The organism is gamma proteobacterium symbiont of Axiagastus rosmarus (assembly GCF_059730925.1).
This window is the reverse complement of the sequence record NZ_AP035925.1, coordinates 1,036,388-1,052,391: the sequence shown is the minus strand read 5'-3', so window position 1 is coordinate 1,052,391 and position 16,004 is coordinate 1,036,388. Positions and strand designations below refer to the sequence as shown.

Sequence of the window (16,004 nt, the reverse complement as noted above, 5' to 3'; positions counted from 1 at the left end):
CGCTTACGCGCCAAGACGCTCTTTGATACGAGCTGACTTACCGGTACGCTCACGCAGGTAGTACAGTTTGGCTTTACGCACAGCACCACGACGTTTGACAGTAATGCTGTCAATTACCGGAGAGTGAGTCTGGAAGACACGCTCAACGCCTTCGCCGTTAGAAATCTTGCGAACAGTGAATGCAGAGTGCAGACCGCGGTTACGAATAGCGATAACCACGCCCTCGAATGCCTGCAGACGTTTCTTAGAACCTTCAACGACCCATACTTTCACTTCCACGGAATCACCCGGACGGAAGGAAGGTACGTCCTGTTTCATCTGCTCTTGTTCAAGTTGCTTGATAATGTTGCTCATAATTAAATCTCTTATCCTGGGTAAACTGATAGTCAGGGAAGATTACTCTTCCACCTCATCGTTTTGTTGCTGCTGATGTTCCCGCTGGAACTCACTTAGCAACCTTGCTTGCTCTTCAGTCAGAGCCAGGTTTTCCAGAAGTTCAGGTCTTCTTAGCCAGGTACGGCCCAGCGACTGTTTCAGGCGCCAGCGGCGAATATCGGCATGGTTGCCCGACAGCAGAACTGGCGGAACCTCCATCCCTTCTAACACTTCAGGTCGGGTATAGTGCGGGCAATCCAGCAAACCTTCCGAGAACGAATCCTCATCGGCTGACGCCTGTTTCCCCAGCACGCCAGGAATAAACCGGGCGACCGAGTCAATTAACGTCATCGCTGGCAGCTCACCGCCACTGAGCACGTAATCACCGATTGACCATTCTTCATCAATCTCAGTGTGAATCACACGCTCATCTATCCCTTCATAACGACCGCAAACCAGAATTAACTTCTGGCTGGTCGCCAGTTCGCAAACGCCTTGCTGGTCAAGTTTGCGACCCTGAGGTGAAAGATAAATCACCTTAGCGCCTTCTCCCGCCGCCGCTTTCGCTGCGTGGATAGCATCCCGTAAGGGTTGCACCATCATCAACATACCCGGTCCGCCGCCGTAAGGACGATCGTCCACGGTACGGTGCCGGTCGTGCGTGAAGTCACGTGGACTCCAGCTCTCTATGTTGAGCAGGCCATTCTTTACTGCCCGGCCAGTTACCCCGTACTCGGTAATAGCGCGAAACATCTCAGGAAACAGGCTAATTACACCAATCCACATCGCGTTCGCCGTTACGTTACCGGATTGTCCGGAGATCAAAAACCAGGATCCCAGTCTACTTCAATGGTGCCAGTAGCGAGATCGACTTTCTTGATAACCTGTTCATCAAGAAACGGTATTAACCGCTCCTGTACACCGAATGCATCTTTCAGGTTTGCCTTTACGACGAGAACGTCGTTCGAGCCGGTCTCCATCAAATCAATGACTTTGCCCATCTCGTAGCCGTCGAGGTTTACCACTTTGCAACCCATCAGGTCTTTCCAGTAGTAATCGCCCTCTTCCAGCGCCGGCAGCTGCGTGGAGTCAACCGTAATTTCGCAATTGGTCAACTGTGCTGCAGCGTCCCGATCGTCAATGCCTTTGACTTTGATGATCAGGTCCTGATTGTGGTGCTTCCAACCCTCAAGCTCGACCTGCTGCCATTGACCGGCGCGCTGGATAAACCAGGGTTGATAGTCGAAGATGCTTTCAGCGTCTTCAGTGGAGGAAAACACTTTGAGCCAACCCCGAATTCCGTAAGCGGCACCCATTTTGCCCAGAATGATTGGGTTAACGGGAGGCTGTGCGGCAGGTTTACTGCTCATGCTCACCACCGTGACAGATTAAGCTGCTTTTTTTGCTTCTTTGATCAGCGCGTTAACGCGATCAGAAAGCGTTGCGCCCTGGCCAACCCAGTGCTCAATACGGTCCAGATCCAGACGCAGACCTTCAGCCTGACCAGAAGCGATCGGGTTGAAGAAACCTACGCGCTCGATGAAACGACCGTTGCGAGCATTGCGGCTGTCAGTGACGACGACCTGATAGAACGGACGCTTTTTAGCGCCGTGACGTGCCAAACGAATGGTTACCATAACATCCTCTTTAGTTAATAAAACAACCGGGCCCCATCGAGGAACGGGGCCCGGGTGCAATATAAAAAGCCCGAAAATTTTACTCATTTTGGCGCAAAAAGCAACCTGAGTGTCTCACTTTTCTGGTTCGGGCTGTGTCGCCTTAGCGGCCGGGGAATCCTGGCGGCATCATGCCTTTCATGCCACGCATCATTTTGGCCATGCCACCCTTCTTCATTTTCTTCATCATGCGCTGCATATCATCAAACTGCTTCAGCAGCCGGTTGACGTCCTGCACCTGCATACCGGAACCGGTAGCGATACGGCGCTTGCGCGAACCTTTGATGATCTCTGGCTTCTCACGCTCTTTGCGCGTCATCGAATTGATGATGGCTTCCATGCGCACCAGCACTTTGTCATCCATCTGCGATTTAACGTTATCCGGCAGCTGGCCCATGCCCGGCAGTTTGCCCATCAGGCTGGCCATGCCGCCCATGTTGCGCATCTGCTTAAGCTGCTCCAGGAAGTCGTTGAGATCAAAGCCGTCGCCGGTTTTCAGCTTCTTCGCCAGCTTTTCCGCCTGCTCGCGGTCAACTTTGCTCTCGATATCTTCAATCAGCGACAGCACGTCGCCCATGCCGAGAATGCGCGATGCAATACGGTCCGGATAGAACGCTTCCAGCGCATCGGTCTTCTCGCCCATCCCCATGAATTTGATTGGCTTGCCAGTGATGTGACGAATCGACAGCGCCGCACCGCCGCGCGCATCGCCGTCGACCTTGGTCAGGATCACACCGGTGAGCGGCAGCGCTTCGTTGAACGCTTTCGCGGTATTGGCGGCATCCTGACCGGTCATGGCATCGACAACAAACAGCGTTTCAACCGGATTGATCGCGGCGTGCACCTGTTTGATCTCATCCATCATCGCTTCGTCAACGTGCAGACGGCCGGCGGTATCCACCAGCAGCACATCGTAGAACTGCAGTCGGGCTTCTTTCAGCGCGTTGTTAACGATATCCACCGGCTTCTGGCTGAGGTCGGACGGACAGAAATCCACACCGACCTGCTGCGCCAGGGTTTCCAGCTGTTTGATCGCCGCCGGGCGGTAGACGTCCGCAGACACCACCAGCACCTTTTTCTTGTGCTTTTCGCGCAGGAATTTACCAAGCTTACCGACGCTGGTGGTTTTACCGGCACCCTGCAGGCCCGCCATCAGCACCACGGCCGGCGGCTGAGCATTAAGGTTCAGCGCGTTATTTTCGGCCCCCATCGCCGCAACCAGTTCGTTGCGCACGATTTTGATAAACTCCTGACCCGGCGTCAGGCTTTTGTTTACATCCTGCCCCACCGCGGCTTCTTTCACGCGGTTAATGAAATCGCGCACTACCGGCAGCGCAACGTCGGCCTCCAGCAGCGCCATACGCACTTCGCGCAGCGTATCTTTGATGTTGTCTTCGGTCAGCCTTCCGCGGCCACTGATATTGCGCAGGGTTTGCGACAAACGATCGGTTAAATTATCAAACATGCTCTCTCACTTAATAGCGTAGCGAGGCCGCCAGGGCGACACAATGCGGCGGATTATAACACGAAGCCAGGCCGATCTCTGCAATTGACCGTGAGATCGTTTGGAGCCTGCTGCCGCTGGCGCTATACTGCTTTTTTCCTTATCTGACCGACACCTGAAAGGATCTATGTTCGTTTTCGCGATCGTGGCGCTGTTCGCCTACTCTCTCAGTCTTGCATTGATCATTCCGAGCCTGCTGAAACGCAACAGCGGCTGGCGGCGTTTTGCCGTGTTATCCGCCTGCGTGGCGCTGATTGCCCATGCGGTAGCGCTGCAGCAACGCATATTTGCCGTCGATAATGGACAAAACCTTAGCCTGCTGAATATTGGTTCGCTGGTCAGTTTGCTCATCTGCGCCATCATGACTATCGTCGCGTCGCGCAATCGCGGCTGGCTGCTGCTGCCGATTGTTTACAGTTTTGCGCTGATCAATCTGGCCTTCGCCACCTTTGTGCCAAACGCCTTTATCACCCATCTTGAGACCACGCCTGGCATGATGGTGCACATCGGTCTGTCGCTGTTTGCCTATGCCACGCTGATCATCGCGGCGCTGTATGCGCTGCAGCTGGCGTGGATCGACTATCAGTTAAAGAACAAAAAGCTGACGTTCACCCAGGATATGCCGCCGCTGCTCAGCATTGAGCGTAAGATGTTCCACATCACGCAGATAGGCGTGGTATTGCTGACGCTGGTGTTGTGCACCGGCCTGTTCTTTATGAATAACCTGTTCAGCCCGGAAAACATTGATAAAGCGGTGCTGTCGATTATCGCCTGGTTTGTCTACATCGTGCTGCTGTGGGGCCACTATCATGAAGGCTGGCGCGGTCGCCGTGTGGTGTGGTTCAACTGCGGCGGTGCGCTGCTGCTGACCATGGCCTATTTCGGCAGCCGCGTTCTGCAGCACCTGCTCACCTCTCACTAAAGGAATTTTTGCGTTGGAACATGTTTCAACCACCACGCTCATTATCACGCTGATCATTATGGTGCTGGTCTCGGCCTACTTCTCGGGTTCAGAGACCGGCATGATGACGCTCAACCGCTACAAACTTCGCCACAAAGCCAAAAGCGGCAACCGCAGCGCGCGTCGCGTTGAGAAACTGCTGCGTCGCCCCGACCGTCTGATTAGCCTGGTGCTGATCGGCAACAACCTCGTGAATATCCTCGCCTCGGCGCTCGGCACCATTGTCGGTATGCGCCTGTACGGCGATGCCGGCGTAGCCATCGCCACCGGCGTGCTGACCTTCGTGGTGCTGGTGTTTGCCGAAGTGCTGCCTAAAACCGTCGCGGCGCTCTATCCGGAAAAAGTTGCGTATCCCAGCAGTTTTCTGCTGGCGCCGCTGCAGTACGTGATGCTGCCGCTGGTGTGGCTGCTCAATACCATTACCCGCATTCTGATGCGCATGGTGGGCATCAAGACCGAAGGGTCGATTAACTCCGCTCTCAGCAAAGAAGAGCTGCGCACCATCGTGTATGAATCCCGCTCGCTGATGTCGCGCCGCAACCAGGACATGCTGCTATCGGTGCTGGACCTTGAGAAGGTCAACGTTGACGACATCATGGTGCCGCGCAATGAGATCGTCGGCATCAATATCAACGATGAGTGGAAGTCGATCGAGCGTCAGCTAAGCAACTCACCGCATGGCCGTATTGTGCTGTTCCGCGACTCACTGGACGATAGCGTTGGCATGCTGCGCGTGCGCGAAGCGTGGCGTATGATGGCCGAGAAAAAAGAGTTCAATAAAGAGCGACTGCTGCGCGCTGCCGATGAAATCTACTACGTGCCGGAAGGTACGCCTCTTAACGTGCAGCTGGTAAAATTCCAGCGCAATAAGAAGAAAGTGGGGCTGGTGATCGATGAGTACGGCGACATCAAAGGACTGGTTACCATCGAAGATATTCTGGAAGAGATCGTCGGCGACTTTACCACCTCCATGTCACCGTCACTGGCCGAAGAAGTGATGCCGCAAAACGACGGTTCGGTACTGATTGAAGGCAGCGCCAACGTGCGGGAAATCAATAAGGCCTTCAACTGGACGCTGCCGGAAGAGGAAGCGCGCACCATCAACGGTATGCTGCTGGAAGCGCTGGAAGAGATCCCGCAGATGGACACGCAAGTACAGGTTGGCCATTACAACATTGATATTCTTGATGTGCAGGACAACATGGTGAAGCAGGTGCGCATCACGCCGCATCAGCCGCTGAAAGCGTCCATCGGTTCCTGAGACGATAAAAACAAAACGCCGCGATAATCGCGGCGTTTTTTATGGCTGAAGCGGCAACTAGAGTTGCAGCTCTTTCAGCTTTTCAGCCGGCAGCTTCAGATCTTCGTTACGGTTGACGCCAATGTCGTGCGCCAGCACGTTGCGCGCAATCTGCTGCGCTTCGTCCAGCGAGTGCAGCTTGTAGCTGCCGCACTGGTATTCGTTCAGTTCCGGAATCTGGTTCTGATCTTTTACCTTCAGCACATCTTCCATCGCGCCTTTCCACGCTTTTGCCACGCGCTGCTCGTCTGGCGTACCAATCAGGCTCATATAGAAGCCGGTGCGGCAGCCCATCGGTGAGATATCGACGATTTCCACGCCGTCACCGTTGAGGTGGTTACGCATGAAGCCCGCGAACAGGTGCTCCAGCGTGTGGATGCCGCGTTCGGTCAGGATGTCGATGTTCGGACGGCAGAAACGCAGATCGAAAACGGTGATGGTATCGCCATGCGGAGTGTTCATGGTCTTCGCCACGCGTACCGCTGGCGCGCCCATGATGGTGTGATCAACAGTAAAACTATCCAGTAGTGGCATACGTCACCTCCTGTTTTGAGATTTTTTTTAAAACGATGAAACTTTTCTGTTCGCCCAACGTCTGAATATATGAAAGACGCGCATTTGTTATCATCATCCCTGACAACAGAGATGTTAATTTAGGCCACAGTGATGTGGCCATTTTCTTTTCTAGCCTTCGCGACCTGCCAGATAGCTGGCAAAATCCAGTGTATCACTCTGCTCCAGCTGCTGCTGTTTCAGCACCGACTCCTGCGCCTGACGGCTAAAATCGGCTTCGGTGAGAATTTCCAGCGGCTCTTCGCACAGCAGATGACGATACTGCTCGGCCAGCGCCACGCCAGCTCCGGTCAGCCCCTGCTCTTTAATGGCTTGCAGAATGCGCGCCGAATAGGTTAGCTCAGGATCGTCAAACGACGCTACCAGTTGATCGCAAACCTGTTGATATTGCGTGCTGCCGTCGTTGCTATCCAGCACTTCAGCCACCCGGCGCAGATCGGCAAACAGCGCTTTACCGACATCAACCAGCAGATGTTCCGTATCACTGCAGCCCACGCCGATCACCTGACCCGGCTTGCGCCCTTCCAGCACCACGCGGTTCCAGTTTTTCCGGCTGCACAGCAGCTCATCTGCGCTCATCTCCGGCGCATCGGCCAGCGTACACCAAATCAGGAACAGGTCGAGGAAGCGCGCCTGATCGGCATCCACACCAATGGCAGAGAACGGGTTGATGTCCAGTGAACGCACTTCAATATACTCAATGCCGCCGCGCAGCAGCGCATCGGATGGCGCCTCACCCGAGCGGGTCACGCGTTTCGGACGAATCGGTGCGTACAGTTCGTTCTCGATTTGCAGCACGTTGGTATTGAGCTGCAGCCAGTTGCCTTCCGCGTCCTTGGTGCCCATCGCCGCATATTCGGCAGACGGCGTTTTGATCGCCGCTTTCAGCGCAGCGACATACCCTTCCAGCGAGTTGAAGGTAATGCCCAGCCCGCTTTGTGATTTATTGGTGTAGCCCAGATCGCTCAGGCGCAGCGACGTGGCATACGGCAGCCACAATGTTCCTTCGCCGTTGGTTTCGAACGGCAGCTTACTTTCCCGTCCCTGCAGGAAGGAAGAGCAGATGGCTGGCGAAGCGCCAAACAGATAAGGAATCACCCAGCCGTAGCGATAGTAGTTGCGAATCAGGCGCAGATAGCCCGCCGAGATGGTCTCTTTGCCGCTCTCCGCGTCTTTGACATCCGCCCACTCCTGCCAGAACGACAGCGGCAGCGAGAAGTTATAGTGCACGCCAGAAATAATCTGCATCAGCGCGCTGTAGCGGTTTTTCAGCCCCTGACGATACAGGGTTTTCATTTTGCCGATATTGGAGCTGCCGTACTGTGCCAGCTCAATGTTGTCCACATCTTCAACATAGCCCGGCATACTGAACGGCCACATGCGCTCGTCGCCCAGCTCGCGCGCCACGTGACGGTGGATGTCACGCAGAAACGCCAGGGAGCGATCGATGTTCTGATCCACCGGGGTGATGAACTCCAGCAGCGTTTCAGCAAAATCGGTGGTAATCCAGTCGTGCTTCAGCGCAGAACCCAGCGATTCAGGGTGGCCAGTGGTCGCCAGATGACCATTCGGCTGGACGCGAAGTGTTTCACGTTCAATGCCACGGCCGATACCCTTTAACGCGTCGGGATGCGCTTCCAGCCAGGAGAGCGCTTTTGATACGTCCGGGATCACATTAACCTCCCGCTGTGTGAATAATTTATTTTTGTTCAGCATAATGTTAACCGTAGCCTCGAATCTGTGCGAATCAATGCCACCATTGCATACCTTGTAAAGTGGCGGTCGCGATAACGATATAACGCAGCGTTTTACCCAGGGCGAGAAACAGCACGCAGGGCAGCCAGGAGAAGCGCAACCACCCTGCGAGCACGCAGAGTAAATCGCCCACCACTGGCAGCCAGCTAAACAGCAGCGCTGCGGGTCCCCATCGTTGTAGCCACGTCATTGCTGTGTCGTGCCATCGCCCCTGCCCTGTTGCTGGCATCAGGCGACCAAGAAGAATGTTGGTCAGGCCGCCCAGCGTGTTTCCCACTGATGCAGCCAGTAACAATCCATAGACCGACCCTTTCTGGGCGATCAATAACGCAATCAGCACCGCTTCTGAGCTGCCCGGAAGCAGCGTTGCACTCAGAAAGCTACTGCCGAATAACGATCCATACGTCAGAAATTCATTCACAGTAAACGGACATCAACCACATCCATGCCCGCCGCTTTAGCCGCCTGCACGCCAAAGTCAGCATCCTCGAATACCACGCAGCGCGCAGGCGCAACCCCCATCAGCTCCGCACAGCGTAAGAAGGTATCAGGCTGCGGCTTATGACGCTGGACATCGTCCGCGCCGACTACCGCATCAAACAGATGATAAACGTTGAGCGCTTCCAGCAGCGCTTTGGCTAAGCTGTGTTCGCTGCCGGTGCCAACCGCCATCGGACGGCGACCGTGATAGGCTTTGACCACCTGCATCAGCGGCAGCGGACGCACGTCTTCCAGCAGCATCGCTTTCAATGCCGCCGTTTTCTCTGCCGCCAGCTGATGCGGATCGTGCTGCGCCTGATTCTGTTCCAGAATGTAGCGGGCCAGTTGCCAGGTGGGTGCCCCGTTGAATGCCACCATCTTTGCTTCGTCCATGGTGAAACCATAGCGGCTCAGCACCTGCTGCCAGGCTTTTCGATGTGTCGGCTCGGTATCAAGAATGGTGCCGTCCATATCGAAAATCAGGGCGTCATAGTGGTCGTACATTGTGACTCCATTAACACCACAAAATGAGCCATTACTTTAGCGTAATGCGCTCAGGTTGTCGCCAGGCAGGCTTAACCGCAAATGCTTTGAAAGCATTAGCAATTTTCGTTTTCAGAATAAGGTCAGAGCGCGCGACCGGCGATAAATGGCGGTAAATGCAGTGATTTTTTGATGGAGACGGCGCGTGAGAAAATCTTTCGGAATGCGGATGTTGAATCGGGTCAGGAATCAAGCGGAACAGCGCACAAGGGCAGTTTGCTTTTTATTTGATGGTGCATCCAGGAGGATTCGAACCTCCGACCGCTCGGTTCGTAGCCGAGTACTCTATCCAGCTGAGCTATGGATGCATTGAGATTTTCTTTCGATGAACAAACTGAACAGACTTGAGAATAACACAGAGAATGGTGCATCCAGGAGGATTCGAACCTCCGACCGCTCGGTTCGTAGCCGAGTACTCTATCCAGCTGAGCTATGGATGCATTGAGAAATTTTCTTACGATGGACTAACTGAAATCAACCTGGGAATGATACAAAGAATGGTGCATCCAGGAGGATTCGAACCTCCGACCGCTCGGTTCGTAGCCGAGTACTCTATCCAGCTGAGCTATGGATGCATTAAATGATTCTTGTACAACGCAGGGTGCTAACAACTCACCATGAAAGGAACTACTCGTTCACTCTTACTACTCTGAAGTAAATACCATATCCGAAGATGGTGCATCCAGGAGGATTATTCGGCTTGCGCCTCACCCTGCGGGTCGTTGCTGAAGCAACGTTATCCTCCTTAGTACGTCCTGAACGATTATCGCATCATGACACACTGAGGCACTTTCCATCTTGCAGAAGATGGTGCATCCAGGAGGATTCGAACCTCCGACCGCTCGGTTCGTAGCCGAGTACTCTATCCAGCTGAGCTATGGATGCATCGGAAAATGGCGGTGAGGCGGGGATTCGAACCCCGGATGCAGCTTTTGACCGCATACTCCCTTAGCAGGGGAGCGCCTTCAGCCTCTCGGCCACCTCACCTTACGCGTTCTTGCGAACCGTGCTTTTGAACTTTGTTTCCGCTCATCGGCACTGCGTGGCGCACATATTACTTTCCCGGACTTATAAGTCAAACAATTTTTCCCGACTTTTTACCGATTCAGGTTTGATTGCGCAAATGACGTGCAATCCGCATGTTTTGCCGACAAAAAGAGTGATTTATCAACAGTAAAAGCGTGCGGCAGCCGACATAATTCGCGTAAAAATCAGGAGAGCGTGAACGGATAAAAACAACGACGGGAGGAAGAGAAGCGGTAGCGCCTCGCCACATAGCGAGGCACTGAATACGTTATTGAGGTGTAATCTGTGTTTTTTCAGCCTGGATGCGCTGATAGATCTCTTCACGGTGAACCGACACTTCTTTTGGCGCGTTTACGCCTATGCGGACCTGGTTACCCTTAACACCCAGCACCGTTACAGTTACCTCATCACCAATCATGAGGGTTTCACCAACTCGACGAGTTAGAATAAGCATTCTTTGCTCCTTGAAAGATTAAAAGAGTCGGGCCTGTTCGGTCTCCCGGCCATATCCATCATATAACGCTGAACAATGCCTATGACAAATACACCATTGTGTTCTGCCATGCCAATACATTCTGCTGATAGTTAGTTTAGCCGAAATACACTACATCAACCGGACTTTGTCATTACCTGGTGCACACCGCGTTAAAAAGCGCCGAAACAGATGTTCCTGGCGCTCTTCACGATGCTTAATTTTATTTCGTTACAGCCGGTTACTCACCCACTCCGGCACGCCAGCCAGCGCGCCAGAAAGTGCCTGGGCGTCGGTTCCGCCAGCCTGCGCCAGGTCCGGACGCCCGCCGCCTTTACCGCCGACCTGCGCAGCCAGTTCGCCAATCAGCTCACCGGCCTTCACCCTATCGGTCAGATCTTTGGTGACGCCAGCAATCAGCGACACCTTACCTTCTGCAACGGTTGCCAGTACGATGACAGCAGAACCAAGCTGATTTTTCAGATCGTCCACCATCGTGCGCAGCATTTTTGGCTCGACATTGCTGAGTTCGCTTACCAGCAGTTTCGCGCCCTTCACCTCAACCGCTTTGCTACTCAGTGAAGCGCTTTCCTGCGCCGCTTGCTGATCGCGTAGCTGTTGCAGCTCTTTCTCCAGCGCACGCACGTTTTCTACCAGTCCGCGCACTTTCTCGTTCAGATTACTGTGGTTGGCTTTCACCACCTGAGCAATGTCGGTTAGCTGATCGCTCTGCGCGTGCAGTTGTGCAATCGCGGCTTCACCGGTCACCGCTTCGATACGGCGAATACCCGCCGCCGTGCCGGCTTCGCCCTGAATGCGGAACAGGCCGATGTCACCGGTGCGTGCCGCATGCGTACCGCCGCACAGCTCAATGGAGTACTCGCCCATGCTGACCACGCGCACACGCTGATCGTACTTCTCACCGAACAGCGCGGTGGCGCCCAGCGCTTTCGCCTCTTCCAGGTCCATCACGTTAGTAGTGATAGGCAGGTTGCGGCGAATCTGGGCGTTAACGATATCCTCAACCGCACGAATCTGCTGCGGCTTCATGGCTTCGCCGTGTGAGAAGTCAAAACGCAGGTACTTGTCGTTGTTAAGCGAGCCTTTCTGGCCAACGTGATCGCCCAGCACTTCGCGCAACGCTTCGTGCATCAGATGCGTCGCGGAGTGGTTGAGGATGATGCGCGAACGACGCACTTCATCGACCTGCGCCTGCAGGCGATCGCCCACCCGCAGCTGACCCTGGCGTAGCTTACCGATATGACCAAAGGCTTTGCCATATTTTTGCGTATCCTGCACGCTAAATTCAGCATTTTGCCCGGTCAGAACGCCGGTATCACCCACCTGGCCGCCAGACTCACCGTAGAACGGGGTCTGATCCAGAATCACCACCGCATCCTGCCCGGCTGTGACCTGCTCAACCTGCTGGCCGTCCACAAACAGCGCCTGCACCGTCGCCTCGAGCGACAGGTGGTCGTAACCTTTGAATTGAGTCGGCGTATCAAAGCGGATAACCGTGTTGTAATCGGTACCGAAGCCGCTGGCTTCACGCGCACGCTGACGCTGCTGCTCCATCGCCGCTTCAAAGCCCGCTTCGTCAATCTTCAGATTGCGCTCACGGCATACGTCAGCAGTAAGGTCCGCCGGGAAGCCGAAGGTGTCATACAGACGGAACACCGTTTCGCCGTCGAGGGTGTCGCCTTTCAGCTTCGCCAGCTCGTCGTCCAGCAGTGCCAGGCCACGCTCCAGCGTTTTAGCAAACTGCTCTTCTTCATTTTTCAGGGCGTTCTCAACGTGCTTCTGCTGACGTTTGAGGTCCTCACCTGCTGCGCCCATCACCTCGATCAGCGGAGCCACCAGTTTGTAGAAGAACGCTTCTTTCGCGCCCAGCATGTTGCCATGACGCACCGCGCGACGAATGATGCGGCGCAGCACATAGCCACGGTTTTCATTCGACGGGATGACACCATCGGCAATCAGGAAGGCACATGAACGGATGTGGTCGGCGATCACGCGCAGTGATTTGTTGTTCAGATCGGTGGCGCCGGTTACCTGCGCCACCGCGTTAATCAGCTTCGCGAACAGATCGATTTCATAGTTGGAGTTCACATGCTGCAGTACCGCGGCGATACGCTCAAGGCCCATACCGGTATCCACCGACGGTTTCGGCAGTGGCTGCATGGTGCCGTCGGCCTGACGGTTGAACTGCATGAACACGATGTTCCAGATTTCGATATAGCGATCGCCATCCTCTTCCGGACTGCCCGGAGGGCCGCCCCAGATGTGGTCGCCGTGATCGTAGAAGATTTCGGTGCACGGACCGCAAGGGCCGGTGTCACCCATCTGCCAGAAGTTGTCAGAGGCGTAAGCACCGCCTTTATTATCGCCAATGCGGATAATACGTTCGCGCGGTACGCCGATGTCATTGGCCCAGATTTCAAAGGCTTCGTCATCGGTTTCGTATACAGTTACCCACAGACGCTCTTTCGGCAGCTTAAACCACTGCTCGCCCGTCAGCAGTTCCCAGGCGTAGGCAATGGCTTCTTTCTTGAAGTAGTCGCCAAAGCTGAAGTTGCCCAGCATTTCAAAGAAGGTGTGGTGACGCGCGGTGTAGCCGACGTTTTCCAGGTCATTGTGCTTACCGCCGGCACGCACGCAGCGCTGCGACGTGGTGGCACGCGAATAATCGCGCTTATCCTGACCAAGGAAAACGTCTTTAAATTGCACCATGCCGGCGTTAGTAAACAGCAACGTCGGATCGTTGTTTGGTACGAGGGAGCTGCTGGCTACAACCTGATGTCCCTTGCTATGAAAAAAGTCGAGAAACGCTTGACGGATCTCAGCAGTGCTCTTGCTCATAAAATTCCTGGAATCACGCTAACGAACGTTCCCTTTCGCTGGCAAACCGCATGCGCCCGGCCCGCCACTGACTGAGGAACAAAAAGTGGGAATAAGATAAATTTTCTTCAATGGGAAGTAAAATCCCATCGCCTTTCAGTCGTCAATATTTCTGAAAATCGCCTGAATGTCTTCCATCATAAAGCCTTTCGACATCAGAAAGCGCTGGACTTTGCTTTTTTCCGCCCAGCTTTGCGGCAGCGGTTCGCCGAATTTACGTTTAGCGACCTCGCCCGCGCACTGGCTCCAGTCAACCTCGCTATCGAACAGCGCCTGGTTTATCTCATCGCGGTCGATGCCTTTTTGCTGCAGCTCCATGCGCACCCGCTGTGGACCATAGCCTTTGCGCGCGCGACTCTGAATAAAGCGTTCGGTAAAACGCTGGTCGTTGAGCCAGCCATTCTCCTGACACCAGTCGAGCACTTTCTCCAGCAGCGCTTCCGGTATCGGCTGGCTCTCCTGTTGCTGTAGCCAGGCCGCACGCTGATTGTTCAGCTGCAGTTTGCGTTTCAGCTCGTCGCGGCTATGGTCGCGCTGCGACAAAATACGCATGGCACGATCGAGTACCCGGGAAAAGGTAGGCTCCGGAGCCTGTGATGAGGTCGATGACATAGGATTACCTTGTTGTGACTGTTGCGCAGGGTAAAGCAAGAAGGCAGAGAGGAAAAGCACGGGCGGGAAAAAGCAAAACGGGAGCATTGCTGCTCCCGTGGGTATGGTTAGAAATCTTCGTTGGTTTCGCTGGCTTCTTCGTATTTATCAGCCGCGCTATCCGCTGTCGCCGCTTCTGCCGTTGCACCGGTCAGCAGCATGTCACGCAGCTTAACGTCGAGCTCGTTGGCAATCGCCGGGTTCTCTTTGAGGAAGTTGGTGGCGTTCGCTTTACCCTGGCCGATTTTATCGCCGTTGTAGCTGTACCACGCACCGGCTTTTTCCACCAGTTTGTGCTTCACGCCGAGGTCAACCAGCTCGCCGAAGGTGTTGATGCCTTCACCGTACATGATCTGGAACTCAGCCTGCTTAAACGGTGCTGCCACTTTGTTCTTCACCACTTTAACGCGGGTTTCGCTCCCCACCACTTCGTCGCCCTCTTTAATGGCGCCGATACGGCGGATATCCAGACGCACGGAGGCGTAGAACTTCAGGGCGTTACCACCGGTGGTGGTTTCCGGGTTACCGAACATCACACCAATCTTCATACGAATCTGATTGATGAAGATCAGCAGCGTGTTGGACTGCTTGAGGTTACCCGCCAGCTTACGCATCGCCTGGCTCATCATACGCGCAGCCAGACCCATGTGCGAATCACCGATTTCACCTTCGATTTCCGCTTTCGGCGTCAGCGCCGCCACGGAGTCAACGATGATCACGTCTACCGCACCAGAACGGGCCAGCGCATCACAGATCTCCAGCGCCTGCTCACCGGTATCCGGCTGCGAACACAGCAGGTTATCAATGTCGACGCCCAGTTTCTTGGCGTATACCGGATCCAGCGCGTGCTCGGCATCGATAAAGGCACAGGTTTTGCCTTTACGCTGCGCAGCAGCAATGACCTGCAGGGTCAGCGTGGTTTTACCGGAGGACTCAGGTCCGTAGATCTCAACGATACGGCCCATTGGCAGGCCACCCGCGCCCAGCGCGATGTCCAGCGACAGGGAGCCGGTAGAGATGGTTTCAACATCCATCGAGCGGTCTTCACCCAGGCGCATGATGGAGCCTTTACCAAATTGTTTCTCAATCTGGCCCAGCGCGGCAGCTAAAGCCTTCTGTTTGTTCTCGTCAATCGCCATTTCCACTCCTAATCATGCCGGGTGAGCGGGCACCGTGTATGCCTGCTCGTTCTGTTGCCGCTAATTATACTGTATAGTCATACAGTATCAAGTTTAATTTGTCAGAAATTCATCCAGCAGCGTCTGCAGCGCCCAGCTAACCGACTGACGCCGGACAGCATCACGATCGCCGGCAAACTGCTGGCGCTGCGCCAGCACGCGGCCCTCCGGACCTGCCAGCGCAAACCAGACGGTACCGACCGGCTTTTCTGCCGTGCCGCCATCCGGCCCGGCGATGCCGCTCACCGCAATACCGTAGCCGGCGCCGGCCGCGGCACAGGCGCCGGTCACCATTTCGCGTACCGTTTGCTCACTGACGGCACCGTGCTGCGCCAGCGTCGCCGCCTGCACGCCAACCATCTGCTGCTTGGCCTCATTGCTATAGGTAACAAAGCCGCGCTCAAACCACGCAGAACTGCCGCTGATGTCGGTAAATACCTTGGCAATCCAGCCGCCGGTACAGGACTCCGCCGCCGTCACCGTCGCCTGACGATGCCTGAGCTGTTCGCCAATACGTCGGCTGAGCTGCTGAAGTTGTTCGTCGTTCATCGCCTTCTCCTGTTGTGGCGCTTCACGTTAGCAGTAAATGGTGCGGCAACAAGCCCTTTTCAA

Annotated in this window: 16 protein-coding genes and 5 tRNA genes; 2 read left to right on the top strand and 19 right to left on the bottom strand. The window is 54.9% G+C overall.

Translation table 11 applies throughout. From position 1 onward, the window contains the following. Window positions 1–3: 3 nt before the first annotated feature. From rplS to ffh, 5 genes are all read right to left on the bottom strand, one after another. Window positions 4–354, bottom strand: a complete 351-nt coding sequence (rplS, locus tag AC6I8F_RS04795) for a 50S ribosomal protein L19 (protein WP_021507324.1) — start codon at window positions 352–354, stop codon at window positions 4–6. A gap of 42 nt (window positions 355–396) precedes the next feature. Next, complete coding sequence (gene trmD / locus AC6I8F_RS04790) at window positions 397–1,161, bottom strand: tRNA (guanosine(37)-N1)-methyltransferase TrmD (RefSeq protein ID WP_021507325.1); 765 nt, start codon at window positions 1,159–1,161, stop codon at window positions 397–399. A 35-nt stretch (window positions 1,162–1,196) separates the two neighbouring features. After that, the gene (rimM, locus tag AC6I8F_RS04785) at window positions 1,197–1,745 is read right to left on the bottom strand and encodes a ribosome maturation factor RimM (RefSeq protein WP_021507326.1); all 549 of its coding nucleotides are present in this window, start codon (window positions 1,743–1,745) and stop codon (window positions 1,197–1,199) included. Window positions 1,746–1,763: 18 nt separating this feature from the next. Then, window positions 1,764–2,012 (bottom strand): 30S ribosomal protein S16, encoded by a 249-nt coding sequence (gene rpsP / locus AC6I8F_RS04780; protein WP_007893313.1) that lies wholly within the window; start codon window positions 2,010–2,012, stop codon window positions 1,764–1,766. A 142-nt stretch (window positions 2,013–2,154) separates the two neighbouring features. After that, entirely contained in the window at window positions 2,155–3,516 is a 1,362-nt protein-coding gene (ffh, locus tag AC6I8F_RS04775; RefSeq protein WP_021507327.1) for a signal recognition particle protein, read from the bottom strand. Between the two features lie 166 nt (window positions 3,517–3,682). On the opposite strand from ffh, the gene AC6I8F_RS04770 reads away from it, so the two are divergent. Both AC6I8F_RS04770 and AC6I8F_RS04765 read left to right on the top strand, forming a co-directional pair. Then, window positions 3,683–4,477 carry a cytochrome C assembly family protein gene (locus tag AC6I8F_RS04770; RefSeq protein WP_010617128.1) on the top strand — a complete coding sequence of 265 codons (795 nt, stop codon included), beginning with the start codon at window positions 3,683–3,685 and terminating at the stop codon, window positions 4,475–4,477. Window positions 4,478–4,490: 13 nt separating this feature from the next. Then, window positions 4,491–5,777, top strand: coding sequence for an HlyC/CorC family transporter (locus AC6I8F_RS04765; protein WP_058776006.1), 1,287 nt, complete (start codon window positions 4,491–4,493; stop codon window positions 5,775–5,777). Window positions 5,778–5,834: 57 nt separating this feature from the next. On the opposite strand, the gene luxS is transcribed toward AC6I8F_RS04765, so the two are convergent. The 14 genes from luxS to pncC all read right to left on the bottom strand — a co-directional run bounded on the left by luxS (window position 5,835) and on the right by pncC (window position 15,941). Further along, on the bottom strand, window positions 5,835–6,350 hold the full coding sequence (gene luxS, locus AC6I8F_RS04760) for an S-ribosylhomocysteine lyase (RefSeq protein ID WP_010617126.1): 516 nt from the start codon (window positions 6,348–6,350) through the stop codon (window positions 5,835–5,837). A 150-nt stretch (window positions 6,351–6,500) separates the two neighbouring features. Continuing rightward, window positions 6,501–8,105: a glutamate--cysteine ligase gene (gene gshA, locus AC6I8F_RS04755; RefSeq protein ID WP_021507329.1), complete on the bottom strand. Its 1,605-nt coding sequence runs from the start codon at window positions 8,103–8,105 to the stop codon at window positions 6,501–6,503. A gap of 31 nt (window positions 8,106–8,136) precedes the next feature. Beyond that, the gene (locus AC6I8F_RS04750; RefSeq protein WP_021507330.1) at window positions 8,137–8,565 is read right to left on the bottom strand and encodes a YqaA family protein; all 429 of its coding nucleotides are present in this window, start codon (window positions 8,563–8,565) and stop codon (window positions 8,137–8,139) included. Further along, window positions 8,562–9,128, bottom strand: a complete 567-nt coding sequence (gene yqaB / locus AC6I8F_RS04745; RefSeq protein WP_058771641.1) for a fructose-1-phosphate/6-phosphogluconate phosphatase — start codon at window positions 9,126–9,128, stop codon at window positions 8,562–8,564. Before yqaB ends, AC6I8F_RS04750 begins: the two co-directional genes overlap by 4 nt. Window positions 9,129–9,398: 270 nt before the next feature. Beyond that, window positions 9,399–9,475, bottom strand: a tRNA-Arg gene (locus AC6I8F_RS04740). Between the two features lie 55 nt (window positions 9,476–9,530). Beyond that, window positions 9,531–9,607 (bottom strand) — tRNA-Arg (locus AC6I8F_RS04735). A 58-nt stretch (window positions 9,608–9,665) separates the two neighbouring features. Further along, window positions 9,666–9,742 (bottom strand) — tRNA-Arg (locus tag AC6I8F_RS04730). A gap of 233 nt (window positions 9,743–9,975) precedes the next feature. Further along, window positions 9,976–10,052 (bottom strand) — tRNA-Arg (locus AC6I8F_RS04725). 9 nt (window positions 10,053–10,061) lie between these two features. After that, a tRNA-Ser gene (locus AC6I8F_RS04720) sits at window positions 10,062–10,154 on the bottom strand. A 307-nt stretch (window positions 10,155–10,461) separates the two neighbouring features. Further along, on the bottom strand, window positions 10,462–10,647 hold the full coding sequence (gene csrA, locus AC6I8F_RS04715; protein ID WP_058759760.1) for a carbon storage regulator CsrA: 186 nt from the start codon (window positions 10,645–10,647) through the stop codon (window positions 10,462–10,464). Between the two features lie 249 nt (window positions 10,648–10,896). Next, window positions 10,897–13,524 (bottom strand): alanine--tRNA ligase, encoded by a 2,628-nt coding sequence (gene alaS, locus AC6I8F_RS04710; RefSeq protein ID WP_215481437.1) that lies wholly within the window; start codon window positions 13,522–13,524, stop codon window positions 10,897–10,899. A gap of 135 nt (window positions 13,525–13,659) precedes the next feature. After that, a complete protein-coding gene (locus AC6I8F_RS04705) occupies window positions 13,660–14,175 on the bottom strand; it encodes a regulatory protein RecX (RefSeq protein WP_394521451.1) in 516 nt (171 codons plus the stop codon). A 107-nt stretch (window positions 14,176–14,282) separates the two neighbouring features. Further along, complete coding sequence (gene recA, locus AC6I8F_RS04700) at window positions 14,283–15,353, bottom strand: recombinase RecA (RefSeq protein WP_021507334.1); 1,071 nt, start codon at window positions 15,351–15,353, stop codon at window positions 14,283–14,285. A gap of 93 nt (window positions 15,354–15,446) precedes the next feature. Next, window positions 15,447–15,941 carry a nicotinamide-nucleotide amidase gene (pncC, locus tag AC6I8F_RS04695; RefSeq protein WP_132467015.1) on the bottom strand — a complete coding sequence of 165 codons (495 nt, stop codon included), beginning with the start codon at window positions 15,939–15,941 and terminating at the stop codon, window positions 15,447–15,449. Between the last annotated feature and the right edge of the window lie 63 nt (window positions 15,942–16,004).

Bases quoted from the DNA above. Each gene is read 5' to 3' on its own strand.
- rplS (WP_021507324.1), bottom strand. From the start codon at position 354: ATGAGCAACATTATCAAGCAACTTGAACAAGAGCAGATGAAACAGGAC.
- trmD (WP_021507325.1), bottom strand. From the start codon at position 1,161: ATGTGGATTGGTGTAATTAGCCTGTTTCCTGAGATGTTTCGCGCTATT.
- rimM (WP_021507326.1), bottom strand. From the start codon at position 1,745: ATGAGCAGTAAACCTGCCGCACAGCCTCCCGTTAACCCAATCATTCTG.
- rpsP (WP_007893313.1), bottom strand. From the start codon at position 2,012: ATGGTAACCATTCGTTTGGCACGTCACGGCGCTAAAAAGCGTCCGTTC.
- ffh (WP_021507327.1), bottom strand. From the start codon at position 3,516: ATGTTTGATAATTTAACCGATCGTTTGTCGCAAACCCTGCGCAATATC.
- AC6I8F_RS04770 (WP_010617128.1), top strand. From the start codon at position 3,683: ATGTTCGTTTTCGCGATCGTGGCGCTGTTCGCCTACTCTCTCAGTCTT.
- luxS (WP_010617126.1), bottom strand. From the start codon at position 6,350: ATGCCACTACTGGATAGTTTTACTGTTGATCACACCATCATGGGCGCG.
- gshA (WP_021507329.1), bottom strand. From the start codon at position 8,105: ATGCTGAACAAAAATAAATTATTCACACAGCGGGAGGTTAATGTGATC.
- yqaB (WP_058771641.1), bottom strand. From the start codon at position 9,128: ATGTACGACCACTATGACGCCCTGATTTTCGATATGGACGGCACCATT.
- csrA (WP_058759760.1), bottom strand. From the start codon at position 10,647: ATGCTTATTCTAACTCGTCGAGTTGGTGAAACCCTCATGATTGGTGAT.
- alaS (WP_215481437.1), bottom strand. From the start codon at position 13,524: ATGAGCAAGAGCACTGCTGAGATCCGTCAAGCGTTTCTCGACTTTTTT.
- AC6I8F_RS04705 (WP_394521451.1), bottom strand. From the start codon at position 14,175: ATGTCATCGACCTCATCACAGGCTCCGGAGCCTACCTTTTCCCGGGTA.
- recA (WP_021507334.1), bottom strand. From the start codon at position 15,353: ATGGCGATTGACGAGAACAAACAGAAGGCTTTAGCTGCCGCGCTGGGC.
- pncC (WP_132467015.1), bottom strand. From the start codon at position 15,941: ATGAACGACGAACAACTTCAGCAGCTCAGCCGACGTATTGGCGAACAG.